The sequence below is a fragment of the Leifsonia sp. Soil_N53 genome (assembly GCF_057655165.1).
The window spans coordinates 56,893-83,837 of record NZ_JBDGMM010000046.1 but is presented as its reverse complement, the minus strand read 5'-3'; the positions used below and the strand labels follow the sequence as shown (position 1 = coordinate 83,837).

The following is a 26,945-nucleotide window of genomic DNA, read 5'->3' as shown; positions in this document are numbered from 1 at the left end:
CTGGTCGCAGGAGGACACATGGCAGAGAAGGATCGTTTGGGTCGCCGCGGCGAGGCCGTGGCGGCGGAGTGGCTGCAAGCGCACGGGTACGCGCTGCTGGCACGCAACTGGCGCGGCGCGAGCGGCGAGCTCGACCTGATCGCGCGCCGCGGGCCCGTGACGGCGTTCGTGGAGGTCAAGACCCGCAGCTCGGTCGCGTTCGGGCATCCGTTCGAGGCGATCACCGCGGAGAAGGCGGCACGGCTGCGGCGCCTGGTGGCGGAGTGGTGCCGTGCGCACGGGCCCGTCCGCGGCGAGACGCGCATCGACGCGATCGCCGTGCTCGACGCGTGGAGCGCGTCGCCGACGGTCGAGCATCTGACGGCGGTGGCGTGATGGCACTGGCGCGCACGTACGCCGTAGCGTTGACCGGAGTCCGGGGCGACATCGTGGAGGTCGAGGCCGACATCTCGGCCGGGTTGCCCGCGTTCGTCCTGATCGGGTTGCCCGACGCGGCGCTCGGCGAGTCGCGCAAGCGGGTGTCCGCCGCGGCAGCCAATGCCGGTTGCGCCCTCACGCAGCGCAAGCTCACCGTGAACCTGTCGCCCGCATCGCTGCGCAAGCAGGGTTCGGGCTTCGACCTCGCCATAGCCGTGGCCGCCCTGGCCGCCTCGGGGGAGATCCCCGCCGCGTCGGCGGCGCGCGCCGTCCATCTCGGCGAGCTCGGGCTGGACGGGCGGCTTCGCCCGGTTCCCGGGGTCCTGCCCGCGGTGCTGGCCGCACGGGAGGCCGGCTTTGCGAGAGTTCTGGTGCCGACGGCGAACGCCGAGGAGGCGTCCCTCGTGGACGGCATCGACGTGGTGCCGGTCGTCGGCCTGCGCGCCGCAGCGATCGCGCACGGCGCCGAGCTGGACCCGGTGGACGAGGACCCGGTCGGGCTGGCCGACGATCCCGGCCCGCTGCCCGCCGAGCCCGACATGGCCGACGTCGCCGGCAACGACGACGCCGTGGACGCGTTCGTCGCTGCGGCGGCGGGAGGCCACAACGTCTCGATGGTCGGCCCGCCCGGCGCAGGCAAGACCATGCTGGCGCGGCGCCTCCCGTCGCTGCTGCCCGACCTCACCCCGGAGGAGGCGCTGGAGACGACCTCCATCCGCTCCCTGGCCGGTCGCGGCGTGGGCGGTGCGCTGAGCCTGCGCCCGCCGTTCGAGGCGCCGCACCACACCACATCGGCCTCCGCCCTGGTCGGCGGCGGCAGCGCCCGGCTGGTGCCGGGCGCGATGGCGCGGGCGTCCAATGGGGTGCTGTTCCTCGACGAGGCGGCGGAGTTCGCACCCAACGTCCTCGACGCCCTCCGCCAGCCGCTGGAATCCGGCTCGATCGTCATCGACCGCGCCGTGGGCAGCGCCACGTTCCCCGCCCGCGTCCAGCTGGTGCTCGCCTCCAACCCGTGCCCCTGCGGCCGCTACGGCTCGGCCGACGCGGAGTGCTCGTGCACCCCGCTCGCGCGCCGCCGCTACCTCGCCAGACTCTCGGGCCCGCTGCTCGACCGAGTGGACATCCGCCTCACGATCCGACGCCTGGGCCTCGGCGCCCTGCGCACCGCCTCCGACGGCACCGCCGCCGCGCGCAGCAGCCAGGACCTCCGCCAGCAGGTCGAGTGGGCACGCGCATCCGCCCGCGAACGCCTCCGCGGAACCGGCTGGACCACGAACGCTCAAGCCGCCGGAACCTGGCTCAGGGCACCCGAACGCCAGATCGCCCCCTTCGCCCGCACCACGATCGACCGCGCCCTGGAACGCGGCGCCCTCACGATGCGCGGCTACGACCGCACCCTCCGCCTCGCCTGGACCCTCGCCGACCTCGACGGCGCCGCGAGCCCCGACGCCGACCACGTGAGCCGGGCGCTGCACCTGAGACGGGGCGCCGCCGCATGAGCACCTGGAGCGACCTCATCCGAGAGGCACGAGAGGACCACGAACCGCGCAGCTGGTGCGGCGGCTGCGCCCTGTGGAGGCTGGCGTTCGAGGGGGCGGAGGCTCCGCGGCCGGGTGGGGCGGTGGTGCGGGATGGTGGGTTCGGGCAGGTAGACGCTGCACCTGGCGAGATGTCGGCGGACGGACCAGCGGTGCGAGACGCCCACCGGCTCCAGCGGGACGCGTCGAGCGCCGAGCGGGACGTTCGTAATACCGATGTCCCGGCCCCTCAACGCACGGGGGCTTCCAACTCCGACTCGACTGACCTCGGGAGCACACGATGAGCGTGACCGGCTTCCCTGGCTTGACCCCACGAGACATCGCCACCCTCGTGGGCGCCGTCTCCGTCGGGTCCCCGTATCCGGACGAGCCGTCGATGACCGCCGCCGCGGCCCGCGCGGCGCTGTCGGCCGCGTTCGAACCGGGCGACACCGACGCTGCGCTCCTGATCGGCTCGATCGGCGCCGTGCCGACGCTTCGCGCCGTGATCGGGGACACCTCGCCGCAGGCCATCCGTGCCGCGCTTCACGACGCAGCGGCCGCGACCCTTCCACCGATCGACAGGCTCCGGGACGCGCTCGCGCGATGGCGCGGACGCCTCCCACGGGCGCCCCTGCACGCCCCGCTGGAACGCGCCGCCCGCCTCGGCGCCCGGCTGATGACACCGGAGCATCCGGACTGGCCGCGCATGCTGGACGGTCTGGAGCTCGGAGCGCCCGTCACCCTCTGGTTGCGTGGCGACCCTGCTCGACTGGCCTGCCTCTCGCGCTCGATCGCGTTGGTCGGCGCTCGGGCGGCCAGCGGCTACGGCGAGCATGTCGCCCTGGAGAGCGCGGCCGGTCTGGGCGACCGCGGCTTCGCGATCGTCTCGGGCGGCGCCTACGGCGTCGACGCGGCCGCCCATCGCGCCGCACTCTCGAGCGGTCAGGTCACCGTCGCATTCCTCGCCGGCGGCGTCGACCGCCTCTACCCGGCGGGCAACGATGACCTCCTCCAGCGCATCGCCCGCCAGGGCCTGCTGATCGCCGAGCTACCACCGGGCTCGACCCCGACCCGCTGGCGGTTCCTGATGCGCAATCGTCTGATCGCCGCCGCCGGCAACGCGACGGTCGTCGTGGAGGCAGGCGCCCGGTCGGGATCCCTGAACACGGCCGGCCACGCCGCCCAACTCGGCCGCCCCCTCGGCGCTGTCCCCGGCCCGATCACCTCACCGGCCTCCGCGGGCTGCCATCGTCTCATCCGCGAATACGGCGCGATCTGCGTCACCACCGCCGACGAGATGGCGGAGCTGGCAGAGCCGATGGGCGTACGCCTGGGAGTGGGGGATGTCAGGGGCGACGGGGAAGTACCGCCGCCCTGAGGCGCCAGCGGGAAACCGCCACCGACAACTGGAATCGAATGGCGCCCCGTGCGGCGAGGCATACAGCGCCAAACAGGATCGGGCGCCGCCGGTGCGTCCGCGGACGCGCGGGGGCACGGATGGCGGATGCTGGGGGAGTGAACCTCCGGCTCGCCGTCGACGGCTATCTGCGCCACCTGGCGGTTGAGCGCGGGTACTCCGGGCAGACGGTCCGGGCGTACCGTTCGGACTTGGCCCAGTTCGAGCGGTTCGCGGCAGGGCGAGGGGTGACCAGCACGGAGGAGCTGACGCTCGATCTGTTCCGGGAGTGGTTGTGGGAGGGGGCGCAGCAGGAACTCGCAAAGGCCACCCTCGCGCGACGGTCCGCGAGCGCGCGCGGGTTCAGCGGCTGGAACGCCAGGAACGCGGGCACCACGGCTTCCGCGCCCACTCCGGTCGCCCCCGCTGTCGCGGCAATCCCCATCGTGGGAGCGGACCCCGCTGCGCGTTTGCGCTCGCCGAAGGCCGACAAGCACCTTCCGCGCGTCATCACGCGCCCGCAGATCGACGCCCTGCTCGAAGGGCTCTCTGCTCGTGCGGAGGACGGCGAACCCGGCTCGGTTCGGGATGTCGTTGTCATCGAGCTGCTTTACGCGGCGGGGATCCGGGTGAGCGAGCTGACCGGGCTCGATGTCGACGACGTGGATGTCGAGCGGCTGACGCTTCGGGTGGTCGGCAAGGGGAACAAGGAGCGGGTGGTGCCGTTCGGCGTGCCCGCGCTGCGGGCCGTGCGCCGTTACCTTCAGGTCGCGCGGCCGGCGCTCGCCACCGAGCGGTCCGGGCCGGCGTTGCTGCTCGGTGCGCGCGGCGGGCGGCTCGGTACGCGCGCGGTCTACGAGCTGGTGGCCTCGCTGCTCGCCGACCTTCCCGGCGGCGGGCCTGCAGGGCCACACACGCTCCGGCACACGGCCGCCACCCACCTGCTCGACGGAGGTGCGGACCTCCGCGCGGTCCAGGAGATCCTCGGACACGCCAGCCTCGGGACCACGCAGATCTACACCCACGTCTCCAGCGAACGACTCAAGGAGACCTACCGCATCGCCCATCCGCGCGCCTGAGGCGGATTCGGCGCGACGTCCGGGCGGCGCCCTCGCCGCCGTGCAACGGGAGCAACACCGAGCGCGGCACCCGGTCGAAGAACAGCAGCGGCGACACGTACTCGCCATCGACGCGAACGCCCACGTGCAGACAGGCGCCCGAACAGTGCGCGCCCTCCCCGACGACGCCCAGCACGGTGCCGCGCGCGATCCGGTCGCCCACCGCGAGCCCGGCAGCCGCGAGCGGCTCGAACGACGAGAGCACGCCCGAACCGTGGTCCAGGGTGAGCACCGGCCGGTCCACGACGACCCCGACGAAATGGACTGTCGCATCGGAGGGAGCGGTCACCGTCGCTCCCGGTGCCGCGGCCAGGTCGATCCCGCGATGCCCGGCGGCGTACGGCGACGGCGGGGCCTCGTACGCGCGGATCGTCCGCGCCGGCGCAACCGGCCACGACCACCGCGGCGCAGCGCTGGCGCCCACCGCACCGGCGCCAACCATCAGCGCCACACAAGCCCCCACCACGACCCCCACAACACCCACCCGAACCGCCAGCCGGTGCCTCATCCCGATCACCCCCATCACCCTTCAACCCTCCGCCCCCATCCCACCCTCCGCCCCCGGTCCACCGCGATCCGTGGACAACTCGTATCCGCGCCGCGCTGTGGGGGAGTCTTCTGCGCGCGCACGAGTCGGCGTAGCGTGACCAGCGCACGTTTCGCCGGCCAGCCCAACAGAGGCTGGCGACCCGATCGAGGAGGGGGTCTCATGTCCGACCAGCGCAGCACCGGATCCGAGCGGGAGGACGAGAACGTTCCCCAGCCCACCGCGGCCATGCGGCGGAAAGTCGTCGGGCTCGCCACCGCGGCGGCGGTCGGCGGCTTCCTGTTCGGTTTCGACTCCTCCGTCATCAACGGGGCCGTCGACTCGATCCAGCACCACTTCGCGCTCAACGCGTTCGTCACCGGGTTCATCGTCGCCATCGCCCTGCTCGGCTGCGCGGTCGGCGCCTACTTCGCCGGGCGGCTCGCCGACCGGTGGGGGCGCATCCGGGTGATGCTCATCGGCGCCGTGCTCTTCCTCGCGAGCTCCATCGGGGCCGGGCTCTCGGTCTCCGTCTGGGATCTGGGCTTCTGGCGCATCATCGGCGGTCTCGGGATCGGCATCGCCTCCGTGGTCGCGCCGGCGTACATCGCGGAGATCGCGCCCAAGCAGCGCCGCGGCGGCCTGGCCTCGCTGCAGCAACTCGCCATCACCATCGGCATCTTCGTCGCGCTGCTGTCCGACGCCCTCCTCGCCGGGGCCGCGGGCGCCGCCGCCAACCAACTCTGGTTCGGGTTGGAGGCCTGGCGGTGGATGTTCCTGGTCGGCGTGATCCCGTCCGTCGTGTACGGCATCCTCGCCCTCCTGCTGCCGGAGTCGCCGCGCTACCTGCTCGCCACCGGCCGGCACGACGAGGCCCGCGCGATCTTCGCGACGCTCGTGCCGGAGAGCGACGTCGACCGCCAGGTGCGCGACATCGAGCAGGCCATCGAGTCGGACAAGGATTCGGCGAAGGGCACGCTCCGCGGCAACCGCTTCGGCCTCAAACCGATCGTCTGGATCGGCATCATCCTGTCCGTGTTCCAGCAGTTCGTCGGCATCAACGTGATCTTCTACTACTCGACGACGCTTTGGAAAGCGGTCGGGTTCACCGAGAGCAATTCGCTCCTCATCACCGTGATCACCTCGATCACCAACGTGCTCGTCACGATCGTGGCGATCCTGCTGGTCGACCGGGTGGGACGTCGTCCCATCCTGCTCACCGGGTCGGTCGGGATGGCGCTGTCGCTGGGGGTGATGGCGCTCGCGTTCAGCTTCGCGGACAAGGTCAACGGCGAGGTGTCGCTGCCGAACCCGTGGGGCCCGATCGCCCTGATCGCCGCGAACGTCTTCGTGATCTGCTTCGGCGCCTCCTGGGGCCCGCTGGTGTGGGTGCTGCTGGGCGAGATCTTCCCGCCGCGCATCCGCGGCGCGGCGCTCGGGGTGGCGGCCTCCGCGCAGTGGGTCGCGAACTTCCTCGTCACGGTCTCGTTCCCGCCGATGTCCGACTTCTCGCTTCCGTTCACCTACGGGATGTACGCCGTCTTCGCAGCCCTCTCGTTCTTCTTCGTCTTCTTCAAGGTGCCGGAGACGAACGGGATGGCGCTGGAGCACGCCGAGACGCTGTTCGCCAACGCGGGGCGCAGCCGCGGCCCGCAGGTGCGCTCGTCAGGGGACACGGTCCCGCGGCCCTGACCGGGGCCCGGTCCTGATAGGATGACTTCTGCACTCCGCATGTCGGAGTGACTACGCGTGTCCGGAACATCCTCGACGAGGGTGTGCGCTTCTCCACCGGTCTCCCGCTCCTCCATCACGGTTCGCCGTGCGGAGGCGCGGGTGCGGGGAGGCGCGGGGCACCAGGAGCGGCGGCCGACCGGCCGCCGCTGGACAACCGAGAGTCGTGTCCCCGCCGGGAGGCCGGGCGCGCAAGAACAGGAGAACGGCAAATGGCCGTCGTCACCATGCGCCAGCTGCTCGACAGCGGCGTCCACTTCGGACACCAGACCCGCCGCTGGAACCCGAAGATGAAGCGCTTCATCCTCACCGAGCGCTCGGGCAGCTACATCATCGATCTGCAGCAGTCGCTCGCCTACATCGACAAGACCTACGAGTTCGTGCGCGAGACCGTCGCCCACGGCGGCACCATCCTCTTCGTCGGCACCAAGAAGCAGGCGCAGCAGGCGATCGCCGAGCAGGCGACCCGCGTGGGCCAGCCCTACGTCAACCAGCGCTGGCTGGGTGGTCTGCTGACCAACTTCCAGACCGTGTCCAAGCGCCTCGCCCGCATGAAGGAGCTCGAGGAGCTCGACTTCGAGGGCACCACCAGCGGCTTCACCAAGAAGGAGCTGCTGATCAAGAAGCGCGAGCTGGACAAGCTCCACAAGTCGCTCGGCGGCATCCGCAACCTGGCCAAGACCCCGAGCGCCATCTGGGTCGTGGACACCAAGAAGGAGCACCTCGCGATCGACGAGGCGAAGAAGCTGGGCATCCCGGTCATCGGCATCCTCGACACGAACTGCGACCCGGACGAGGTCCAGTACCCGATCCCGGGCAACGACGACGCCATCCGCTCCGTCACGCTCCTCACCCGCATCGTCGCCGACGCCGCGGCCGAGGGCCTCATCCAGCGTCACCAGAAGCCGGAAGAGGGCGCTGAGCCGGCCGAGCCGCTCGCCGAGTGGGAGCAGGAGCTCCTGGCCCAGCCGACCGACGAGGTCCAGTCCTCCGCCGAGAACGAGAAGGCCGCCGACGCCGACCTCGCCGAGGCCAAGGCGGACTCCGCCGAGGTCGTCGCCGAGGGCGAAGCCGACGCCGAGGCCAAGTAACCACACTCACCAAACTTCGAGTCAGAAGGTTCCAGTCAGAACATGGCAAACATCAGCATCGCTGACATCAAGGCCCTGCGCGAGCAGCTCGGCACCGGAATGGTCGACACCAAGAAGGCCCTCGAGGAGGCCGGTGGCGACATCGAGAAGGCGACCGAGATCCTGCGTCTCAAGGGCGCCAAGGGCAACGCGAAGCGCGCCGACCGCTCCACCTCCGAGGGCCTCGTGGCCGCGAAGGAGAACGGCAACGGCTCCGCGACGATGATCGAGCTCGCCTGCGAGACCGACTTCGTCGCGAAGGGCGAGAAGTTCATCGCCCTCGCCGACAAGGTGCTCGACGTGGCCTCAGCCGCGGGCGCCACCACCGTCGAGGAGGCGCTTGCCGCCCCCGCCGGATCGCAGACCGTCGCCGAGCTCATCGGTGACGAGGCCGCGATCCTCGGCGAGAAGGTGGAGCTCCGCCGCATCGCCGTCGTCTCGGGCGAGAACTTCGCGATCTACCTGCACAAGACCTCCAAGGACCTGCCCCCGCAGGTCGGCGTGGTCGTCGGCTACGCCGGCGCCGACGCGGAGACCGCCCGCAGCATCGCGCAGCACATCTCGTTCGCGAACCCGACCTACCTCACCCGCGAGGACGTCCCGGCCGAAGAGGTCGAGAACGAGCGTCGCATCGTCGAGGAGATCTCGCGCAACGAGGGCAAGCCGGAGGCCGCGCTCCCGAAGATCATCGAGGGTCGCCTCGGCGCCTACTTCAAGCAGGTCGCCCTGCTCGAGCAGGAGTACGCCCGCGACAACAAGCTGACCATCGCCCAGGTCCTCAAGGACTCGGGTCTGACCGTCTCGGGCTTCGCCCGATTCAAGGTCGGCGCCTGACCCAGGCATGAAGGAGTCCGGATCGTGGCGCACGATCCGGGCTCCTTTTCTGTGCCCGCCGTCCCTGTTCAGACGGTGCGGGCACGCATTAGCGTTAACGAAAGTCACGGAAGGACTCATACACAGATGACGGCAGCCACTCACAGACGCAGGGTCCTTCTGAAGCTCTCCGGCGAGGCGTTCGGCGGCGGGCAGCTCGGGGTCAACCCCGACATCGTCAGCAGCATCTCCCGCGAGATCGCCCAGGCCGCGGAGGACGTCGAGATCGCGATCGTCGTGGGTGGAGGCAACTTCTTCCGCGGCGCCGAGCTCTCGCAGCGCGGCATGGACCGCGGGCGCGCCGACTACATGGGCATGCTCGGCACCGTCATGAACGCACTGGCGCTGCAGGACTTCCTGGAGCAGGCCGGAGCGGAAACGCGGGTGCAGTCCGCGATCTCGATGACCCAGGTGGCCGAGCCCTACATCCCCCGCCGTGCCGAGCGCCACCTCGAGAAGGGCCGCGTCGTCATCTTCGGCGCCGGCGCCGGCCTGCCCTACTTCTCGACCGACACCGTGGCTGCCCAGCGCGCCCTGGAGATCAGCGCCGATGTCGTGCTCGTCGCCAAGAACGGCGTCGACGGCATGTACGACGACGACCCGCGCACCAACCCGGACGCCCGCAAGATCGATCACATCAGCCACCAGGACGCGCTGACCCAGGGCCTCAAGGCCGTCGACTCGACCGCGCTGAGCCTTTGCATGGACAACGGGATGCCGATGCGGATCTTCGGCATCGAGCCGGCGGGGAATGTCACCGCGGCGCTGCTCGGCGCGGAGATCGGCACCCTGCTCGGCTGACCCGTCCGGCGCCCGGCGCACGCGGGCCACGGCGTGCACGGGCGGTCGCGCGCCCTGGCCCTAGACTAGACAACGACTCACCGATCTGAAGGAGAAACCGTGATCGCCGATGTGATTTCCGACGCCCGCCAGCGGATGGCCAAGACTGTGGACGCGGCGAGGGACGACTTCGGCACGGTGAGCGCGGGACGCGCGAACCCCGCCCTCTTCCAGAAGGTGCTCGTCGACTACTACGGCTCGCCGACGCCGCTGGCCCAGCTCGCCGGCCTCCAGAACCCGGAGGCACGCGTCCTGCTCGTGACGCCCTACGACAAGTCCGCCCTCAAGGAGATCGAGAAGGCGATCGTCAACATGCCGAACCTGTCGGCGAACGTCGGCAACGACGGCGAGATCGTGCGCGTCTCGCTCCCCGAGCTGACGGAGGACCGCCGCAAGGAGTTCGTCAAGCTCGTCCGCGGCAAGGGCGAGGACGCCAAGGTCGCCATCCGCAACATCCGCCGCAAGGCGAAGGACGACCTCGACGCCCTCAAGGGTGAGGTCGGCGACGACGAGGTGGCCCGTGGCGAGAAGGAGCTCGAGGCGATCACGCGCACGAACGTCGACGCCGTCGACGAGGCCCTCAAGCGCAAGGAAGCCGAGCTCCTCGAGGTCTAGATGAGCGAGGGGAGCAGCCCCGGCGCGCCTCGCACGCCGGGGCCGGGCAGACGGGGGAAAGCGGCGACGCGGGCGGAGATCCGCGCGCAGGTGCAGGCGACCCGCGCCGACTTCGAGCGGCAGGTACTCGCGCGCAAGGCGCAGCTGGATGCGACCAACGAGCGCATCGAGGCGCGGACCGGCCGCAACCTCATCCTGGCGATCCTGATCGGGCTCGGTGGGGGAGCCCTCCTCGTCCTGAGCCTGATCTTCATCAAGGAGCTCTTCCTCGTCTTCGGCGCGGCGATGATCGGGTTCTCGGCATTCGAGCTCACCCAGGCGTTCCGCGGCGCGGGGCGCCGGATCCCGCGCATCCCGACGCTGATCGCGTCGCTGGCGATCGTCCCCGCCGCGTTCTTCTTCCACGCGGGCGGTCAGCTCGTCGCTCTGGCCGCCGGCATCGTGCTGGTCGTCGCCTGGCGGCTGGTCGAGGAGGCCGTGCTGCCGGCGAAACGCGCCGGGGGAGTGGCGCTCGCCCGCGATCTGGCGTGGAGCGTCCTGGTCCAGATGTACGTCACGCTGCTCGGCTCGTTCGCCATCCTGCTGCTCGCGGAGGCCGGAGGCGAGTGGTGGGTGCTCGGGTTCCTGATCGTGGTCGTCGCGGTGGACACCGGGGCGTATGCGACCGGGCTGTCCTGGGGACGGCACCCGATGGCGCCGACCATCAGCCCAAAGAAGACCTGGGAGGGCTTCGCCGGGGCGGCTGTCGCCGCGATCGTGGCGGGCGTCCTGATCTCGCTGTTCATGATCCATCAGCCGTGGTGGTTCGGGATCCTCTTCGGCCTCGTCACGCTGCTGACGGCGACCGTCGGCGACCTCGCCGAGTCGCTCATCAAGCGCGATCTGGGCATCAAGGACATGAGCTCGTGGCTGCCGGGGCACGGAGGCTTCCTCGACCGGCTGGACTCCATCCTGCCGTCGGCGGCGGCCACCTACGTGCTGTTCCTCATCTTCTCCTGACACAATGGGCAGGTGAGCACCTTCCCCCGGAGCCCCAAATCGAAGCCCGGTTACGACGTCGCCCAGGTCGATGAGTTCCTCGTCGCCGCCCGTCGCGCCTACGACTCCGACCCGTCGGCCCCCGGCGCGCTGTCGGCCGCCGACATCCGGCACACGGCGTTCTCCATGGCCAAGGGCGGCTACTCGACCTCGCACGTCGACGCGGCGCTGGAGCGCCTGGAGGACGCCTTCGCGGCCCGCGAGCGCGACGCCGCGCGCGGCAGCGGACACGACTCCGCCTGGTTCGAGGAGGCCCGCACATCGGCGCAGGCCATCCTCGACCGGCTGGAGCGGCCGGTCGGCCATCGCTTCCAGCGGGTGAGCTTCCTGACCCTCGGGTACAACCGGCAGGACGTCGACCGCTTCGCCGGCCGCCTGGTGAAGTACTTCCAGGACGGCCGCCCGATGAGCGTGGAGGAAGTCCGCACGGTCACTTTCCGTGAGCAGCGAGGGGGGTACCGTGAGGCCCAGGTGGACCTCCTCCTCGACAGCGTCACGGACGTGATGCTGGCTGTCCGCTGACCCCTGGCCGCACTGATTGTTCTCTGAAAGCGGGTGTCTCGCCTTGGAAACCGGTGAAATCTTCGTTATGGTTCTGTGATCGTGGGTAGACAAGAAGCAGCAGAGCTCGTTCCGCTGACCCCTGCCAACCCGGTCGGAGTCGCATTCCGTCGTTCGCGACGGCCTCATATCCGCTCGCGCGCCGCCATCTGGGGGTTCGCCTTCACGGCGGCCGTCGGCTTCGCGCTGGTCAACGTCGTCGACCCGTATTCGGGCTCAGCGTCCACGCCCGCCTACGCGGATTCGCTTCAGACCATCCAGCAGAACTCCCGCTTCGGCGCCGTTCCCGTGCAGAGCCTCACGGCTCCGAATGCGGCGGAGACCGCCGTCACGCGCGACGCCGTGGGCGTCAAGCTCAAGCCCAAGCCGACTCCGACGCCCACGCCGACCAAGAAGGCCTCCTCGGGCGGCGGATCGAGCGCCCCGTCCGCTCCCGTGCCCGATCCCGGCACCGCCAAGGCGATCGCGTACCAGATGGTGCACGACCGCGGCTGGGGCGACGACCAGTACAGCTGCCTGGTGTCGCTGTGGAACAAGGAGTCCGGCTGGCGCGTGAACGCGTCCAACCCGAGCGGCGCCTACGGCATCCCGCAGGCCCTGCCCGGCAGCAAGATGGGCCCGGGTTGGCAGACGGACGCCTCCGTGCAGATCTCCTGGGGTCTCGGCTACATCGCCGGCCGCTACACCAACCCGTGCGGAGCCTGGGCGCAGTCGCAGGCGCAGGGCTGGTACTGAGCTCGTCCCCGGGGTCCTGGCACCGTTAGTCGGCGCTGGGCGCCGGCGGGGTGGGCGCCGGCTCGCCCGGCACCGGCTCACCGGGGGACTGCGGTTCGTAGTCGCGCCAGAACCGGAAGTAGATCCGCGCGCCGAGCCACATCGACGCCACCAGGTACGTGAGCGCGCAGACGATACCGACCGTCCACGCCACGGGGATCGCGACGCCGCTCGTGGCGAGTACGACCCCCAGGAAGAGGCCGACCAGCGCCCCGTTCACAACGAAGGTGAACATCATGCTGCTGCCCACGACCTGGCTCTGCCCGCGGCGGCCCAGGAAATAGTACGTGTGCGTCACGCCCGCCCTGTCGTCGTGCCAGGACGCGGAGAGCGCGCGGGCCACCTCGGGAGCGAGCCGGACGTACTCGGCCCTGAGCCGGTTCATCGCGAGGACGTACATGAGGTCCTCCATCGACACGTTCGTGACGCGGACCTGGGTGAGCACGCCGACGACCACGACGAGACCGAGCAGGGCGTCGGCGAAGGCGGGGAAGATGCCGGCGAACTTCGTGGCCTGTCCCACAAGCGCGATGCTGACCAGCGCGGCCGACATGAGCGTCAGCAGCATGCTGATCCGGGTCAGCACCTCGCTCTGGGTGGTGCTGCGCGACGCCAGGAGGCTCCAGTGCTCTGTGGCGAGCAGCTGCGCCGTCAGAGCATCCGTGTTGCGTGGTTCGCCCTCTCGAGCGTCGTCGCCCATGCCGCCGATGGTACTGCGCGTGGGTCGACGGGGGACAGCCGTCGGCTGCTTAGACTGGAACGGTGCCCCGCAGCAATCATCCCCGCCGCCGTCACGGCGAGCAGCGCGAAGAGGAGCAGGACGGCTTCGACCGCCTCCTTGCCGGGTGGCGGCGCACCGAGGTGCGGCGCGGCGTGGAATGGAACGTGCAGCCGGTTTCCGCCGTCCAGGCGCAGAAGAGCTACCTGTGCCCCGGCTGCGGCCGTGAGATCGGCCCAGGGGTCGCGCACCTGGTCGCCTGGCGTGCCGACGGCGTGATGGGCGACACGGCCGACCTGGCCGCCCGCAGGCACTGGCACACGTCGTGCTGGCGGATCGCATGAGTGAAGGAGGCGGTCCGGTGACCGACAGTGCAGCGACTCGGGGGCCCGTGGAGGTCCGCGGCGGCATCGAGCTGCCCGCCCGGCGCGAGGACATCGAGCTGCAGACGAGGGACGGGCTGACGCTCGTCGGCGAGCTCGCCTCCCCGCTGGACCGCGAGCCGGTCGCGACGCTCGTCACGCTGCACCCGCTGCCCACCGGAGGCGGCTTCATGGACTCCCACATCCTGCGCAAGGCGGCGGGACGGCTCCCGGCGCTGGCCGACATCGCCGTGCTGCGCTTCAACACGCGCGGGACGGCGTCGCCGCGCGGCCGCAGCCAGGGCGAGTTCGGGCACGGCGTGGACGAGCGCTACGACGTGGAGGCGGCGATGGCGTTTGTCGCCGAGCGGGGCCTCCCGCACCCCTGGCTGCTGGGCTGGTCGTTCGGCACCGAGCTCGCGCTGATGTACGGCAGGGAGTTCCCGGTCGACGGCGTCATCCTGCTCTCGCCGCCGCTGCACCGGGCCAAGCCGGAGCACCTGGCCGCCTGGGCGGGCGACCACCGTCCGATCGTCGCGCTGATCCCCGAGCACGACGACTATCTGCGGCCTGCGGAGGCGGCGGAGCGGTTCCGGCCGCTGCCGCAGATCGAGCTGGTCGACGTGGAGGGCGGCAAGCACCTCTGGGTGGGGGAGAACCAGACCCGCCGGGTGCTGGACGAGATCGTGCGGCGGCTGAACCCCGCCGCCGTGCCGCTGCCGACGCAGTGGCCGCCGGCCTGACCCGGCGCAGGGCGCCGCGCCTGTCCGGCCGCTAGAGCTCGTTCTGGCGCGGGATGACGACCTGCTTGATGATGAGCAGGATCGCGGCGGCGAACGGGATGGCGACCAGCGCGCCGAGGATGCCCAGCAGCGTGCCGCCGGCGAGCGCCGCGACCACGACCAGGGCGCCGGGCACCGACACCGCGCGGTTCATGATGCGCGGGCTCAGGATGTACGCCTCCACCTGCATGTACGCGAGGTAGTAGATGGCGGCGGCGATCGCCGTGGGCGGCCCGGAGAAGAAGCAGACCGCGACGATGATGACCGAGCCGGTGATGGTTCCCACGAGCGGGATCAGGGAGAAGAAGAACGCTATCGACGCGAGCAGGATGGGGAACTTCGCGCCGATGATCGTCAGGAAGATCGCGCTGAGCACGCCGTTGACGAGCGCCAGTGAGACCTGGCCGCCGACGTACTTGCCGACCGAGTCCGTGATCTGGTCGCCCAGGTCGGCGAACCGCGAGCGGCGGGAGGCCGGGACGAGCTGGTAGGCCGCACGCTTGATGCTCGGCAGCGACGCGGTGAAGTAGATCGTCAGGATCACGACGATGATGACGCCGAATGCGCCCTGCACGATCCCGATGCCGGTCTGGAGCACCTTCGAGGTGATGTCCGGCAGGTTCTTCTGCAGCCACTCGGTGACGGCGTCGATGTTCTGCTGGTTGACGATGGTGGGGAACTGGTGCTGGAGGCTGAGGAACCACTTCTCGGCGCTGCCGTTGTTGACCCAGGTGATCGCGTTCTGGACGAGCTGGGAGGCCTGGTCGACCGCGATCGGCACGATCGCCCAGATGAGCCCGACGAACGCGCCGACGATGACCACGAGCGTGACGACCAGGGCCAGCCAGCGCGGGAACTTCCGCCGTTCCAGGAAGGAGATGAGCGGCTCGATCCCGAGCGCCAGGAACAGTGCGGCGCCGATGTACGTGATGATCGTGGCCAGGCTCACGATGGACGTCAGGATCAGCACGCCCAGTCCCACGCCGAGCGTGCCGATCAGGCCGACTCGGAACGCGTTCTGGATCTTCACTCAGTCCCCCTCCGGGCCGTCCGCCCGGGAGGCGGCACTCAGTCGTCGGCCGAAACTCTGTCCGCCTGCTGGAGCATACCCCTGAGGTTCTCGAAGTACCCGGCCACGGCTTCGCGCTCAATCCTAATCTGGGAGAGGCGGTCTTCCGCGTCGGCGACCAGGCGTTGCGTGCGCTCTTCGGCCTCGTCGACCAGGGCGTCCGCCCGCTCCTGCGCCTCGCGCAGGATGTCGGCGGCGACCTTCTCGGCGTCCTTGCGCGCCTTCTTGACCGTCTCCCGGGCCTCGGTGTCGAACGCCTCCGCCTCGGTGCGCGCCTGAGCGGTGCGCTTGACCGCGTCGGCGAGCTGGACGTTGGCCTCGTCCAGGTACTTCTGGGTCTGGGCGACGGCCTCCTGATGCCTGCTCAGGTACTCCTTCTCGGCCTCGTCCCGGCGGGCGCGGAGTTCGACATCGAGGTCGATCCGCGCCTGCTCGATCTCGCGGGTGCGCTTGTCGAGCTCGGCGAGGGTGGCGGTGCGGAGACCGCTGAGCTCGGCGTCGAGGTCGGCGCGGGCGGTCGCGGCCTCCTGGTCGAACGCGGCCTGCCGTTCGGCCAGTTCGGCGTCGAGCGCGGTGCTCGCCTCGGCCGCCTCCCGGGCGACCTCCGCGCGGGCCTTCGCGGTCTCCGCGTCGAGCGTCAGCCTGGCGCGCTCGGTCTCCTCGGCGAGGGTCACCCGGGTCTGCTCGGACTCGCGTTCGAGCTTGAGGCGCTGCTGCTCGCGGTCGTTCTTCAGCTCCTGCGCGGTGCGGGCGCGCTGGTCGGCGAGCTCCGCGGCGGTGCGCTTCACGTCGGCGGCGAGCGTGCTGCGGGTCTGCTCGGTCTCGTCGGCGAGGCGGGACCGGGTCTCCTCGGCCTCCGCGGCGAGGGCGGACTTGGTCTGCTCGACCTCGGCGGCGAGGGCGGACTTCGTGGTGGTGACCTCGGTCTCCAGCGCGGACTTGGTCTGCTCGACCTCGGCAGCGAGCGCGGATGTCGTCTGCTCGACCTCGGCAGCGAGCTTCGCCTTGGTGGTGACGACCTGCGTCTCCAGGGCGGAGATGGTCTGCTCCTTCTCCGCGGCCAGCCGGGCGGCGGTCTGGTCGACGTCGGCGGCGAGCTGGGCGCGGGTGGAGGCGACCTCGGCTGCGAGGGTGGTCCGCTCGGTCGCGAGCTCTTCGGCGAGCGCGGTGCGGGCCTCGCCGACCTCGGCGGTCAGCTCGGCGCGGAGCTCAGTGGCCTCCGCCTCCAACTCCCGGCGCTGACGCTCGGCGTCCGCGGCCAGCTCGGCACGGGTGCTCCGGACCTCGTCGGCGAGAGCGGCCTTCGTGCTGTCGACCTCGTCGGCGAGGGCGGCCTTGGTCGTCGAGACCTCCTCGGCGAGGGCGGCCTTCGTGGTCTCGACCTCCTCGGCGAGGGCGGCCTTCGTCGTGTCGACGTGGTCGGCCAGCTCGGCGCGGGCGGTCTCGACCTCCTTGGCCAGCGCCGACTTGGTGGTGTCGACCTCGTCGGCCAGCGCGGCTCGGGTGGTCTCGACCTCCCTGGCCAGAGCGGCCTGGGTGGTCTCGACCTCCTTGGCGAGGGCGGACTTCGTGCTCGCGACCTCCTTCGCGAGGGCAGAACGGGTGCTCTCGACCTCCTTGGCGAGCGACGCCTTCGTGGTGTCGACGTCCTTGGCGAGCGCGGAGCGTGCCGTGTCCACCTCGGTGGCGAGCTCGGCGCGGGTCGTCTCGACCTCGGCGGCCAGGTCGGCGCGGGTGTCCTTCACCTCGGCGGCGAGCTCCGCGGCGGTCCGCTCGCGCAGGGCCGTCACGCGGGCGCGCGTGGTCTCCTCCTCGGCGGCGAGCTCCGCTGCGGTGCGCTCGCGGTCGGCGGCGAGCTGCGCGGCCGTGGAGGTGCGGTCGGCCTCCAGGGCGCTGCGGGTCTCGGTGGTCTCGCGCTCGAGGGTGCTGCGCGTCTGGAGGACCTGGTCGGCCAACTCCTTCGTGGTCCGCTCGACCTCCTCCGCGAGCGCGGAACGGGCGGTGGTCACGTCGGTCTCGAGAGCCGAACGCGTGGTGGTCACCTCGGTCTCCAGCGCCGCCCTGGTGCTGGTCACCTCGTCGGCGAGGGCCGCCTTGGTCCTCGCGACCTCGTCGGCGAGCTCCGTCGTGGTGCGGGCGACCTCGTCGGCCAGGCGGGAGGTCGTCGTCGTGACCTCGTCGGCCAGGCGGGCCTTGGTCTGCTCCACCTCGGCGGCGAGGGCGCTCCTGGTCTGCTCGGCCTCTGCCGCGACGGAGGTCGTGGTCCGCTCGACATCGGCCGCGAGCGCCTGCCGGGCGGTGCTGACCTCGTGGTCGAGGTCGGCGCGGGTCTGCGCGGCCAGGGCGGCGAGGGTGGCGCGCTGCTGTTCGACGTCGTCCGCGAGCTCGGCGCGCGCCTGGGCGACCTCGGCGGCGACGGCGTCGCGCGCGGCGGTCTGCTCGGCGGCGAGGCGGTCGGCGGTCTCGGCGACCCGCTTGTCGAGTTCGAGGCGGGTCTGTGCCGCCTCGCGCTCGAATGCAGCACGGTCGGCCGCGAGCGCGTTCTCCAGCTCGCTGCGGCGCGCGGCGATGGTGCGGTCCAGCTCCGCCGCCTCGGTGCGCGCGGCCTCCGCCTCGCGCAGGGCGACAGCCTTGAGCTCCGCGGCCTCGCGGTCGGCCTCGGCGCGCACGGCCGACGCCTCGCGCTTGCTCGTCGCGCGCAGCTCGGCCGCCTCGGTGGCGACCGCGCCGCGGATGGCGGCGGCCTCGCGGATGGCGTCGTTGAGCAGGGTCTCCTTGTCGGCCCTGGTGCGCGCGAGCAGCTCCGTCGACTCGATCTGGGCGTCCTCGAGCGCCGTCGTGGCGCGGGCCTGCGCGTCCGCGAGGATGCGCTCCGCCTGCTGCGCGGCCGTCTTCTTGATCTTGTCGACGTCGCCGGCGACGCCCGCGCGCAGCTTCTCGGCGTCGATGTCGGCCTGCGCGATGAGCCGGGTGGACTGCTCCTCGGCGACCCGGAGGGTGTTCTCCAGCTTGGTGCCGAGTCCGGAATAGGTGGGGCTGCCGACCTCTTCGATCTCGGCGTTGAGCTCGTCGATGCGCAGCTGGAGCCGCTTGAGCTCCTTGGCCTGGTCCGCGGACTGGGTGTTGGATTTGATCAGCTCGCGGCGGAGGTCCTGGATGGCCTGGTCGACTTCGTCCTTGTCGTAGCCGCGAAAGACCTGGGTGAAGTTGGATTCGTCGGTGGCCACCGTGTTACTCCTGTTTGGATCGAGTGAGCGAGCCGCGCGCGCGCCGCATCGATCTTACATTTCGAGGGCCTGTACCCGCATGGGGGACTGCGTGACCATGCAGACAACGGTTAGATGCCTCTCAGGGTGCTCCATTAAGGTGGTGTGACTGTGCCCGCACCCCCGTCCGGCACATGAGGAGTCTGTTTGCGTTTCGTACTGGCCATCGTCGCGTTCGTGGTCGCTGCCGTCATGATCGTCGCCGGCATCGCCCAGCGCACGGTCTTCGCACCCCCGTCGCAGTTGACCGCCTCGGCGACCGTTCCTGCCGACACACGCTACATCGTGATCGACAGCGCGGTGCTGAACGCCCACCCCGGGCAGCAGACGCTCTCCGTCTCCGGCTCGAAGAACGCCAAGACGCAGGTGGTCGCGTACGGCCGCACGCCCGACGTGAAGGCGTGGCTGCAGGGCGAGAAGTACGCGACGGTCTCCGCCCGCCCGGGCGCTACCGCGCTCACGGTCAAGACGGTGACTCCGAAGCCCGGCGACTCAGCGGATGCGGCGGTCACCGCGACTCCCGCGCCGACCGCGACGCCGGCCCCGGCCCCGACCGGCTCCTCGACGCCGTCCACGATCGCGCCCGGCCCCAACCCGGCCGGCTCCGACCTCTGGCTGGCGGAGTACGACGGCCAGGACGCGCAGGTCACCACCATGAACATCCCGTCCGGCGTGAGCGTGATCGTCGCCGGAGACGGGACCACCCCCGCCCCCAACAAGATCCTCCTGACCTGGCCGGTCGACACCAGCACGCCGTGGGCCTTCCCGCTCATCATCGGCGGTCTCGTGCTCCTGGTGATCGGCATCGCGCTCTACCTGTGGGGGCTCTACACCCACCGCAAGTCGCGTGGACCAAGGCGCACGAGCGGACCCAAGATGCCCAAGCTCCCCAAAGCCCCCAAGTACAAGCCCACCGCGTCCATCGAGGCGACCCCTCGCGGCCGGCGATCGAGCCGCCGCACGCGGGTCATGGTCCCTGCGCTCCTCGCGGGCGTCCTCGCGCTGACCGGCGTCGGCGCCGGCGCGGCCTTCGCCGACACGTCGACCCCGACGCCCACGCCCACCTCGACCGGCGGGCCGAAGAACGCCAACACGCCGCCGCCCGCGGTGACCGTGCCGCAGCTCGAGCGCATCGTGAAGCGGATCTCGGTCGCGGCGGCCAACGCAGACGGCAAGAACGACGGCGACCTGGCCAAGCTGCGCTTCACCGGCCCCGCCCTGCAGCTCCGGGACGCGAACTACGCGATCCGCGTCAAGAAGGCGGACCAGCCGGCGCTCCCGGCCATCCCTGCCGGACCGCTCGAGCTCTCCCTCCCGCAGGCGACCGACACCTGGCCGCGCACCGTCACGGCCGTGCTGAAGATGCCGAACGACGCCACCGGCAAGCCGCAGGCCCCGCTCGCGCTCGCCCTCGTGCAGGAGACGCCGCGCGACAACTACATGGTGGAGTACGCGATCGCGCTCGAGCCCAACGTCAAGGTGCCGAACCTGGCGCCGGCCAGCATCGGCGCCGCCGTCGTGCCGCCGGACTCCAAGCTGCTCAAGGTGCAGCCCGACCAGGTCGCGGCCGCCTACGGCGACATCCTGCTCAACGGCGACAAGAGCAAGTGGTACTCCAGCTTCGACCTCGCGGACGACAAGCTCGTGGCGCAGGTCGGCGCCACCTGGAAACAGCAGGAGCAGGCCAGGCTGGCTCAGCAGTTCGGCCAGACCTCCTCGCTGACCTTCTCGAGCCGCGTCGGCACCGGACCGGTCCTCTCGATGGCCACCAACGACTCCGGCGCGATCGTCTGGGTGAACCCCGAAGAGGTCCAGCTGCACAAGGTGACCGAGGCCGGCGCCCAGGTGATCGCGGGTGCGACGACCGCGGCGCTCAGCGGCGTCGCCCAGTCCAACACCGGCATCGAGTCGGTGTACGGGTACCAGCTCGCGTTCTACGTGCCGCCGGCGGGCTCCAGCGAGAAGGTCCGGCTGCTCGGGTTCGCCCAGGGGCTGGTCTCCGCGCGCGAGGTCCAGTGACCCGCGTCCCCTCGGGGAGCGCGCAGTAGGCTTGAACGCATGAGCCAGCTTCCGCCGAACCCGACCAATCTCCGCGGCGCCGTCGATCTGAGCAGCCTCGTCAACCGGCCCCAGCCCGGCCAGGGCGACGCGGGCGGCGCGGCGCAGGGCGAGCCGATCGAGCTGCCCAGCCTGTTCTTCCAGGGCACCGACGCGAACTTCAACGACTTCCTCGACCTGTCCATGCGGATCCCCGTCGTCGTGGCGCTCACCGCCTCCTGGGCGGACCCGGACCGGGCGCTCGCGACGGTCCTCGACCGCGTCACGACCGACCTCGACGGCCGCGTCGTGCTCGTGCAGGTCGACGTCGACGCGAACCCGCAGCTGGTGCAGGCGTTCCAGGCGCAGTCCGTGCCCGCCGTGGCGGGCATCGTCTCCGGCCGGCCCGTGCAGCTGTTCAGCGGAGCGCTGCCGGAGGACCAGGTGCGCGCCGTGTTCGCGCAGCTCCTCGAGCTGGCCGCGCAGAACGGGGTCACCGGCACCGCTGCGGTCGACGCCGAGGCGGGGGAGACCCCGGCCGGTGAGGGCGACGAGCCGGTTCCGGAGCCGCCGCTGCCCCCGCTGCACGCCGAGGCGTACGACGCGATCGACCGCGGCGACTACCCCGCGGCGATCACCGCCTACAAGACCGCGATCGCGCAGGATCCCCGCGACACCATGGCGATCGCGGGTCTCGCCCAGGTCAGCCTGCTCGCGCGGCTGGCCGGTCGCACGCTGGACGAGATCCGGAACGCCGCGGCCTCCGCCCCCGACGACAGCGAGGCGCAGCTCGCCGTGGCCGACCTCGACCTGTCCGGCGGCCACGTCGACGACGCCTTCGACCGGCTGCTCACCCTGTTCCCGAAGCTCGACGCCGAGGGCAAGGAGGCCGTGCGCGGCCGCATCCTCGAGTACTTCGAGATCGTCGGCGTGGACGACCCCCGCGTGGCCAAGGCCCGGGCTAGGCTGGCCTCGCTGCTCTACTGACGCGCGCCCCTCGTTCCGGGATCGCCGCGCAGGGCGGCTGACATCCCCTCGCCTGGAAGGCTCGCGCATGTCCCGTCTGCTCGTCGTCGGTGGGACCGGTCTCGCCGGTCGTGCCATCACCGCTGAAGCCGTCGCGCGCGGCCACGAGGTCGTGGTCGCCGCCCGGCGCGTCCCCGACGACGACGCGCCCGCGTACGTCGACGGCGCCGCGTACGTGACTGCCGACATCGTGACCGGCGCCGGGCTCGAGGAGGCGGTCGACGGGGTCGACGTGCTGATCGACGCGAGCAACGCCGCCGGCCGGGCGGCATCGCACGTCTTCGCGCACGGGTCCCGCAACCTCCTGCACACCGCCGCCCGCTACGGCGTCGGCCAGGCGGTATTGCTGTCCATCGCGGGCATCGACGGCTCGCGCTACCCGTACTACCGGGCGAAGCTCGCGCAGGAGCGCACCTATCTCGACTCCCCGCTGGAGGTCCGGATCGTGCGCGCGACGCAGTTCCACGACTTCGTCACCGCGATCTTCGAGCGCGGCCGCCGCTTCGGGACGGTGACGACGCCCTCCGGCACCCGGATCCAGCCGATCGACGTGACCGACGTCGCGCGTGCCGTCGTCGACGCCGCGGAGGGCGCGGGCGAGCCCGGCTCCATCCGCACGATCGGCGGCCCGCGCATCGAGAGCGCGCGTGCGCTCGCGCAGAAGTGGAAGGACGCCACCGGCACCCGCCGGCCGATCCTGGCGGTGCGCCTGGCCGGACCGCTGGGCTCGGAGTGGCGCGCCGGACGTCACCTCGCGCCCGAGCACGCCGTGGCCGGCCCGGACTACGCCGCCTGGCTCAGCGACGCGGTCGAAGGTACAGCGCCCCCAGCGGCGGCAGCGTCAGCACGGCGGAGGCCGGACGGCCCATCCACGGCTCGTCGTAGGCCGTGACACCGCCGAAGTTGCCCACGCCCGAGCCGCCGAAGTCCTCCGCGTCGGTGTTGAGGAGCTCCTCCCACTCGCCGGCGAACGGCAGGCCGACGCGGTAGTCGCCGTGCGGGTTGCCCGAGAAGTTGAGCAGCACCGCGATCGGTGAGCCGTCGCGGTCCTTGCGCAGGAACGCGAGGACGTTGCCGGCGGCGTCGGAGCCGTCGAGCCACTCGAAGCCCGCCGGGTCGTTGTCGAGCGCCCAGAGCTCGGGATTCCCGCGGTAGACGGCGTTGAGCTGTGCGACGAGGTTCCAGAGCCCGCGGTGGCTCGGCTGGTCGAGCATCCACCAGTCGAGGCCGCGCTCCTCGCTCCACTCGGAGTACTGCCCGAACTCCTGACCCATGAACAGCAGCTGCTTGCCCGGGTGCGCCCACATGAACGAGAGGAACGCGCGCACGTTCGCCAGCTGCTGCCAGTGGTCGCCCGGCATCTTGCCGATCAGCGAGCCCTTGCCGTGCACGACCTCGTCGTGGCTGATCGGCAGCAGGAAGTTCTCGCTCCAGGCGTAGACCAGGGAGAACGTGATCTCGCTGTGGTGGTAGCTGCGCCACATCGGGTTCTCCTGGATGTACTGGAGCGCGTCGTGCATCCAGCCCATGTTCCACTTGAAGCCGAAGCCGAGGCCGCCGGACGAGGTCGGCGCGGTGACGCCGGCGTAGCTCGTGGACTCCTCGGCGATCATGACCGTGCCGGGATTGCGCTTGTAGGAGGTCGCGGTGACCTCTTGGAGGAAGCCGATCGCCTCCAGGTTCTCGCGGCCGCCGTGGATGTTCGGCTCCCACTCGCCCGGCTCGCGCGAGTAGTCCAGGTACAGCATGGAGGCCACCGCGTCGACCCGGAGTCCGTCGACGTGGAACTCCTCCAGCCAGTAGAGGGCGTTCGCGACCAGAAAGTTGCGCACCTGCGAGTTGCCGTAGTCGAAGATGTAGGTGCCCCAGTCCTTGTGCTCGCCGCGGCGCGGGTCGGCGTGCTCGTAGAGCGCCTGGCCGTCGAAGCGGGCGAGCGCCCAGTCGTCCTTGGGGAAGTGGCCGGGCACCCAGTCGAGGATGACGCCGATGCCGGCCTGGTGGAGGCGGTCGATCAGGTACTTGAGGTCGTCGGGCGAGCCGAACCTGCTCGTCGGCGCGTAGTAGCCGGTCACCTGGTAGCCCCACGAGCCGCCGAACGGGTGCTCGGCGAGCGGCAGGAACTCGACGTGCGTGTAGCCGAGGGCGCCGACGTAGTCGATCAGCTGGTCCGCGGCCTCCCGGTAGCCGAGCCCCGGCCGCCAGCTGCCGAGGTGGAGCTCGTAGACGCTCATCGGGCCGGCGTGCGGATCGCTGGCGGCGCGGCGCGTCATCCACTCGCCGTCCTCCCAGCTGTGCCGGCTGACCGTGATCACGGACGCGGTGTTGGGCGGGGTCTCGGCTGCCTGCGCCATCGGGTCGATCTTGCGCACCCATTCGCCGTTCGCGCCGAGCAGGTCGTACTTGTAGATCGCGCCCTCGCCGAGGCCGGGCACGAAGAGCTCCCACACGCCGGAAGCGCCCATGTTGCGCATCGCGTACAGGGTGCCGTCCCAGCCGTCGAAGTCGCCGACGACCCGGACGGCCTGCGCGTGCGGCGCCCACACGGCGAACGCCGTCCCGGTGACGCCACCGAGGTCGCGGACGTGCGCGCCGAGCGCCGTCCAGAGCTGCTCGTGCCTGCCCTCCCGGATCAGGTGGAGGTCGAGCTCGCCGATCGTGGGGAGGAAGCGGTACGGGTCGTCGGTGGTCCAGGTGCTGCCGCCGGCGTACCGCGCCTCGAGTTCGTAGGCGCCGGGGCCGACGATGTCGATGCCCTGCCAGATGCCGTGGCCGAGGTGGGCGAGCTCGATGTGCGCACCGGTCGGGAGGATGGCGAAGACCGCCTCGGCGAGCGGGCGGAGCGCCCGGATGACCGTGATCGGGTCCGCGACCCCCGGCGCGGCGACCTGGTGCTGGCCGAGCACCGAATGCGGGTCGTGGTGGCTCCCGGCGGCGACGGCGCGCAGGAGCCCGTCGTCCAGGGTGGGCAGTTCGACGGCGGCAGCGCCCTCGGGGATCGGCGTCATCGTGCGGCCTCCAACGGCTTGACGGTCAGGATGTGCACGGGCTCGGTGAACGCGTCGAGACGGACGTAGGCGTCCGCCCCCCAGGTCCAGCGCTGGCCGGTGACGAGGTCGCGCACCTCGAACTGCGCGCCGGGCTCGATGCCGAGCGCCGCGAGGTCCAGGTGGACCATCGTCTCGCGCACCGAGTGCGGGTCGACGTTGGCGACGACGAGGATCGCGTCGGGCTTGCCGCTGCGGGTGAACTCGCCCGCGAGGAACTTCGAGTAGACCAGGACCGCGTCGTCCTCGCTGCGGTGCACGTGGAGGTTGCGGAGCTGGCGGAGGGCCGGGTGCTCGCTGCGCGCGCGGTTGAGCATGGTCAGGTACGGCGCCAGCGAGCGGCCGAGGGCGGCGGCCCTGGCGTAGTCGCGCGGCCGGAACTCGTACTTCTCGTTGTCGATGTACTCCTCGGCGCCCGGGCGGGCGACGTTCTCGAACAGCTCGAAGCCGGAGTAGACGCCCCAGGTCGGCGCGCCCGTGGCCGCGATCGCCGCCCGGATCTTGAAGGCGGCCGGGCCGCCGAACTGCAGGTACTCGGTGAGGATGTCCGGAGTGTTCACGAACAGGTTCGGGCGGAGGAAGTCGGCGGTCTCCGTCGCGAGCCCGGTCAGGAACTCCTCCAGCTCCTCCTTCGTGTTGCGCCAGGTGAAGTAGGTGTACGACTGCTGGAAGCCGGCCTTCGCGAGCGTGTGCAGCAGCGCTGGACGGGTGAACGCCTCGGCGAGGAACACCACGTCGGGGTCGGTGGCGTTGACGGTGTGGATGAGCCACTCCCAGAAGTGCAGCGGCTTGGTGTGCGGGTTGTCCACCCGGAAGATCCGCACACCGAGCGACATCCAGTGCCGGACGATGCGCAGCACCTCGTGGCGCAGGCCGTCGTAGTCGTTGTCGAAGTTGATGGGGTAGATGTCCTGGTACTTCTTCGGCGGGTTCTCGGCGTACGCGATCGTCCCGTCCGGGAGCGTGGTGAACCACTCGGGATGCGTGGTGACCCAGGGATGGTCGGGGGACGCCTGCAGGGCGAGGTCCAGGGCGATCTCCAGCCCGGCCTGCTTGGCCTTGCCGAGGAAGAACACGAAGTCCTTCTCGGTGCCGAGCTCGGGGTGGATGGCGTCGTGGCCGCCGTCGGGGCCGCCGATCGCCCACGGCGAGCCGGGATCGTCCGGGCCGGCGTCCAGCGTGTTGTTCGGGCCCTTGCGGAAGGTGCGGCCGATCGGGTGGATGGGCGGGAGGTACACGACGTCGAAGCCCATCGCCGCCACCTCGGGGAGACGCTTGGCCGCCGTGCGGAAGGTGCCGGACTGCCAGGAGCCGTCCGGCCGGCGCTTGGCGCCCTCCGATCGCGGGAAGAACTCGTACCAGCTGCCGACCCCGGCGCGCGTGCGCTCGACCAGGACGGCGCGGGTCGCCGAGAGCGAGGGCAGGGCGACGACCGGACGCTCGCCGAGGATGCGCCGGATGCGGTCGTCCACCGCCGCCTGGAAGCGCTCGTCCACGCTGCGGTCGGCGTCGCCGACGACGCGCGCGGCCTCGGAGAGGTGGCGGCGCTCCGCGGTGCTGCGGCGCTTGTCGGTCGCGGCCTTCTCCAGCAGCTCGCGGCCGATCGTCAGCATCAGTTCGACGTCGATGCCGGCCGGGACCTTGACCTCGGCGTTGTGCCGCCAGGTCGCATATTCGTCGGCGTAGGCCTGGACGCGGTAGCGCCACAGGCCCTCCTCCTCGAGCTGGACCTCGACGCCCCAGCGGTCAGTGCCAGGGGCGAGCGGCCGCATCCGGTGCTCGGTCTGGACGCCGGACGGGTCGAGCAGGATCAGGTCCACCCCGATCCGGTCGTGCCCCTCCCGGAAGGCGGTGGCCCCGAACGGCACGACCTCCCCGCTGAACGCCGACGCGGCCCAGTGGCCCTCATCGACCTGGGGGGAGAGGCCCAGGATCGGGATCCGGGGGAGCAGAGGATCGTACTCGACGGGAGCCGGCGCCTCCGGTGCTGCGGCGGCTGAGGATTTGGTCGCTGCGCTCTTTCCCACATGCCGACCGTACACTCATTCGTACTTTCGTCATGAGCCTCATTAACACTCCCGTTACGCGGCGCGTCTATGCTC

Annotated in this window: 23 protein-coding genes; 17 read left to right on the top strand and 6 right to left on the bottom strand. The window is 71.2% G+C overall.

The window, feature by feature from the left end:
- The first annotated feature begins 18 nt into the window (after nt 1-18).
- From AC3A3H_RS06075 to AC3A3H_RS06060, 4 genes are all read left to right on the top strand, one after another.
- Complete coding sequence (locus AC3A3H_RS06075) at nt 19-375, top strand: YraN family protein (protein ID WP_487613646.1); 357 nt, start codon at nt 19-21, stop codon at nt 373-375.
- Entirely contained in the window at nt 375-1,916 is a 1,542-nt protein-coding gene (locus AC3A3H_RS06070) for a YifB family Mg chelatase-like AAA ATPase (protein ID WP_487613671.1), read from the top strand. The genes AC3A3H_RS06075 and AC3A3H_RS06070 overlap by 1 nt, the downstream gene beginning before the upstream one ends.
- Nucleotides 1,917-2,259: 343 nt before the next feature.
- Nucleotides 2,260-3,315, top strand: a complete 1,056-nt coding sequence (gene dprA, locus AC3A3H_RS06065; RefSeq protein ID WP_487613645.1) for a DNA-processing protein DprA — start codon at nt 2,260-2,262, stop codon at nt 3,313-3,315.
- 137 nt (nt 3,316-3,452) lie between these two features.
- Entirely contained in the window at nt 3,453-4,412 is a 960-nt protein-coding gene (locus tag AC3A3H_RS06060) for a tyrosine recombinase XerC (protein ID WP_487613644.1), read from the top strand.
- Here AC3A3H_RS06060 and AC3A3H_RS06055 read toward each other — a convergent pair.
- Nucleotides 4,375-4,974 carry a murein hydrolase activator EnvC family protein gene (locus AC3A3H_RS06055; RefSeq protein ID WP_487613670.1) on the bottom strand — a complete coding sequence of 200 codons (600 nt, stop codon included), beginning with the start codon at nt 4,972-4,974 and terminating at the stop codon, nt 4,375-4,377. The genes AC3A3H_RS06060 and AC3A3H_RS06055 overlap by 38 nt on opposite strands.
- A gap of 186 nt (nt 4,975-5,160) precedes the next feature.
- Here AC3A3H_RS06055 and AC3A3H_RS06050 point away from each other — a divergent pair, with 186 nt between their 5' ends.
- From AC3A3H_RS06050 to AC3A3H_RS06015, 8 genes are all read left to right on the top strand, one after another.
- Nucleotides 5,161-6,669 carry a sugar porter family MFS transporter gene (locus tag AC3A3H_RS06050; RefSeq protein WP_487613643.1) on the top strand — a complete coding sequence of 503 codons (1,509 nt, stop codon included), beginning with the start codon at nt 5,161-5,163 and terminating at the stop codon, nt 6,667-6,669.
- 251 nt (nt 6,670-6,920) lie between these two features.
- Nucleotides 6,921-7,799: a 30S ribosomal protein S2 gene (gene rpsB, locus AC3A3H_RS06045; protein WP_487613642.1), complete on the top strand. Its 879-nt coding sequence runs from the start codon at nt 6,921-6,923 to the stop codon at nt 7,797-7,799.
- 42 nt (nt 7,800-7,841) lie between these two features.
- Complete coding sequence (tsf, locus tag AC3A3H_RS06040) at nt 7,842-8,672, top strand: translation elongation factor Ts (protein WP_487613641.1); 831 nt, start codon at nt 7,842-7,844, stop codon at nt 8,670-8,672.
- Between the two features lie 126 nt (nt 8,673-8,798).
- Nucleotides 8,799-9,512 carry a UMP kinase gene (gene pyrH, locus AC3A3H_RS06035; protein WP_487613640.1) on the top strand — a complete coding sequence of 238 codons (714 nt, stop codon included), beginning with the start codon at nt 8,799-8,801 and terminating at the stop codon, nt 9,510-9,512.
- Between the two features lie 99 nt (nt 9,513-9,611).
- Nucleotides 9,612-10,166 (top strand): ribosome recycling factor, encoded by a 555-nt coding sequence (gene frr / locus AC3A3H_RS06030; RefSeq protein ID WP_382463318.1) that lies wholly within the window; start codon nt 9,612-9,614, stop codon nt 10,164-10,166.
- Entirely contained in the window at nt 10,167-11,165 is a 999-nt protein-coding gene (locus AC3A3H_RS06025) for a phosphatidate cytidylyltransferase (protein ID WP_487613639.1), read from the top strand. It abuts the gene before it with no gap.
- A 12-nt stretch (nt 11,166-11,177) separates the two neighbouring features.
- Nucleotides 11,178-11,726 (top strand): DivIVA domain-containing protein, encoded by a 549-nt coding sequence (locus tag AC3A3H_RS06020; protein WP_487613638.1) that lies wholly within the window; start codon nt 11,178-11,180, stop codon nt 11,724-11,726.
- 81 nt (nt 11,727-11,807) lie between these two features.
- The gene (locus AC3A3H_RS06015) at nt 11,808-12,500 is read left to right on the top strand and encodes an aggregation-promoting factor C-terminal-like domain-containing protein (RefSeq protein ID WP_487613637.1); all 693 of its coding nucleotides are present in this window, start codon (nt 11,808-11,810) and stop codon (nt 12,498-12,500) included.
- 25 nt (nt 12,501-12,525) lie between these two features.
- Here AC3A3H_RS06015 and AC3A3H_RS06010 read toward each other — a convergent pair whose 3' ends face one another.
- Complete coding sequence (locus AC3A3H_RS06010) at nt 12,526-13,239, bottom strand: hypothetical protein (RefSeq protein WP_487613636.1); 714 nt, start codon at nt 13,237-13,239, stop codon at nt 12,526-12,528.
- Nucleotides 13,240-13,301: 62 nt separating this feature from the next.
- On the opposite strand from AC3A3H_RS06010, the gene AC3A3H_RS06005 reads away from it, so the two are divergent.
- On the top strand, nt 13,302-13,601 hold the full coding sequence (locus AC3A3H_RS06005) for a hypothetical protein (protein WP_487613635.1): 300 nt from the start codon (nt 13,302-13,304) through the stop codon (nt 13,599-13,601).
- 47 nt (nt 13,602-13,648) lie between these two features.
- On the top strand, nt 13,649-14,362 hold the full coding sequence (locus AC3A3H_RS06000; protein ID WP_487613669.1) for an alpha/beta hydrolase: 714 nt from the start codon (nt 13,649-13,651) through the stop codon (nt 14,360-14,362).
- A 31-nt stretch (nt 14,363-14,393) separates the two neighbouring features.
- Here the strand turns inward: AC3A3H_RS06000 and AC3A3H_RS05995 are convergent, their stop codons facing one another.
- Both AC3A3H_RS05995 and AC3A3H_RS05990 read right to left on the bottom strand, forming a co-directional pair.
- On the bottom strand, nt 14,394-15,431 hold the full coding sequence (locus AC3A3H_RS05995; RefSeq protein WP_487613634.1) for an AI-2E family transporter: 1,038 nt from the start codon (nt 15,429-15,431) through the stop codon (nt 14,394-14,396).
- Between the two features lie 38 nt (nt 15,432-15,469).
- Complete coding sequence (locus tag AC3A3H_RS05990; RefSeq protein WP_487613633.1) at nt 15,470-18,697, bottom strand: apolipoprotein A-IV repeat region-like domain-containing protein; 3,228 nt, start codon at nt 18,695-18,697, stop codon at nt 15,470-15,472.
- A gap of 186 nt (nt 18,698-18,883) precedes the next feature.
- Here AC3A3H_RS05990 and AC3A3H_RS05985 point away from each other — a divergent pair, with 186 nt between their 5' ends.
- The 3 genes from AC3A3H_RS05985 to AC3A3H_RS05975 all read left to right on the top strand — a co-directional run bounded on the left by AC3A3H_RS05985 (nt 18,884) and on the right by AC3A3H_RS05975 (nt 22,691).
- Complete coding sequence (locus AC3A3H_RS05985) at nt 18,884-20,755, top strand: hypothetical protein (RefSeq protein WP_487613632.1); 1,872 nt, start codon at nt 18,884-18,886, stop codon at nt 20,753-20,755.
- A gap of 39 nt (nt 20,756-20,794) precedes the next feature.
- On the top strand, nt 20,795-21,760 hold the full coding sequence (locus AC3A3H_RS05980; protein WP_487613631.1) for a tetratricopeptide repeat protein: 966 nt from the start codon (nt 20,795-20,797) through the stop codon (nt 21,758-21,760).
- A 67-nt stretch (nt 21,761-21,827) separates the two neighbouring features.
- Nucleotides 21,828-22,691, top strand: coding sequence for an SDR family oxidoreductase (locus AC3A3H_RS05975; protein ID WP_487613630.1), 864 nt, complete (start codon nt 21,828-21,830; stop codon nt 22,689-22,691).
- Here AC3A3H_RS05975 and glgB read toward each other — a convergent pair.
- Entirely contained in the window at nt 22,597-24,804 is a 2,208-nt protein-coding gene (gene glgB / locus AC3A3H_RS05970; protein WP_487613629.1) for a 1,4-alpha-glucan branching protein GlgB, read from the bottom strand. The two genes, AC3A3H_RS05975 and glgB, sit on opposite strands and share 95 nt — an antisense overlap.
- Nucleotides 24,801-26,870: an alpha-1,4-glucan--maltose-1-phosphate maltosyltransferase gene (locus AC3A3H_RS05965; RefSeq protein ID WP_487613628.1), complete on the bottom strand. Its 2,070-nt coding sequence runs from the start codon at nt 26,868-26,870 to the stop codon at nt 24,801-24,803. Before AC3A3H_RS05965 ends, glgB begins: the two co-directional genes overlap by 4 nt.
- Between the last annotated feature and the right edge of the window lie 75 nt (nt 26,871-26,945).

Bases quoted from the DNA above. Each gene is read 5' to 3' on its own strand.
- AC3A3H_RS06075 (WP_487613646.1), top strand. From the start codon at position 19: ATGGCAGAGAAGGATCGTTTGGGTCGCCGCGGCGAGGCCGTGGCGGCG.
- AC3A3H_RS06070 (WP_487613671.1), top strand. From the start codon at position 375: ATGGCACTGGCGCGCACGTACGCCGTAGCGTTGACCGGAGTCCGGGGC.
- AC3A3H_RS06055 (WP_487613670.1), bottom strand. From the start codon at position 4,974: ATGGGGGTGATCGGGATGAGGCACCGGCTGGCGGTTCGGGTGGGTGTT.
- AC3A3H_RS06050 (WP_487613643.1), top strand. From the start codon at position 5,161: ATGTCCGACCAGCGCAGCACCGGATCCGAGCGGGAGGACGAGAACGTT.
- rpsB (WP_487613642.1), top strand. From the start codon at position 6,921: ATGGCCGTCGTCACCATGCGCCAGCTGCTCGACAGCGGCGTCCACTTC.
- tsf (WP_487613641.1), top strand. From the start codon at position 7,842: ATGGCAAACATCAGCATCGCTGACATCAAGGCCCTGCGCGAGCAGCTC.
- pyrH (WP_487613640.1), top strand. From the start codon at position 8,799: ATGACGGCAGCCACTCACAGACGCAGGGTCCTTCTGAAGCTCTCCGGC.
- AC3A3H_RS06025 (WP_487613639.1), top strand. From the start codon at position 10,167: ATGAGCGAGGGGAGCAGCCCCGGCGCGCCTCGCACGCCGGGGCCGGGC.
- AC3A3H_RS06010 (WP_487613636.1), bottom strand. From the start codon at position 13,239: ATGGGCGACGACGCTCGAGAGGGCGAACCACGCAACACGGATGCTCTG.
- AC3A3H_RS05980 (WP_487613631.1), top strand. From the start codon at position 20,795: ATGAGCCAGCTTCCGCCGAACCCGACCAATCTCCGCGGCGCCGTCGAT.
- AC3A3H_RS05975 (WP_487613630.1), top strand. From the start codon at position 21,828: ATGTCCCGTCTGCTCGTCGTCGGTGGGACCGGTCTCGCCGGTCGTGCC.
- glgB (WP_487613629.1), bottom strand. From the start codon at position 24,804: ATGACGCCGATCCCCGAGGGCGCTGCCGCCGTCGAACTGCCCACCCTG.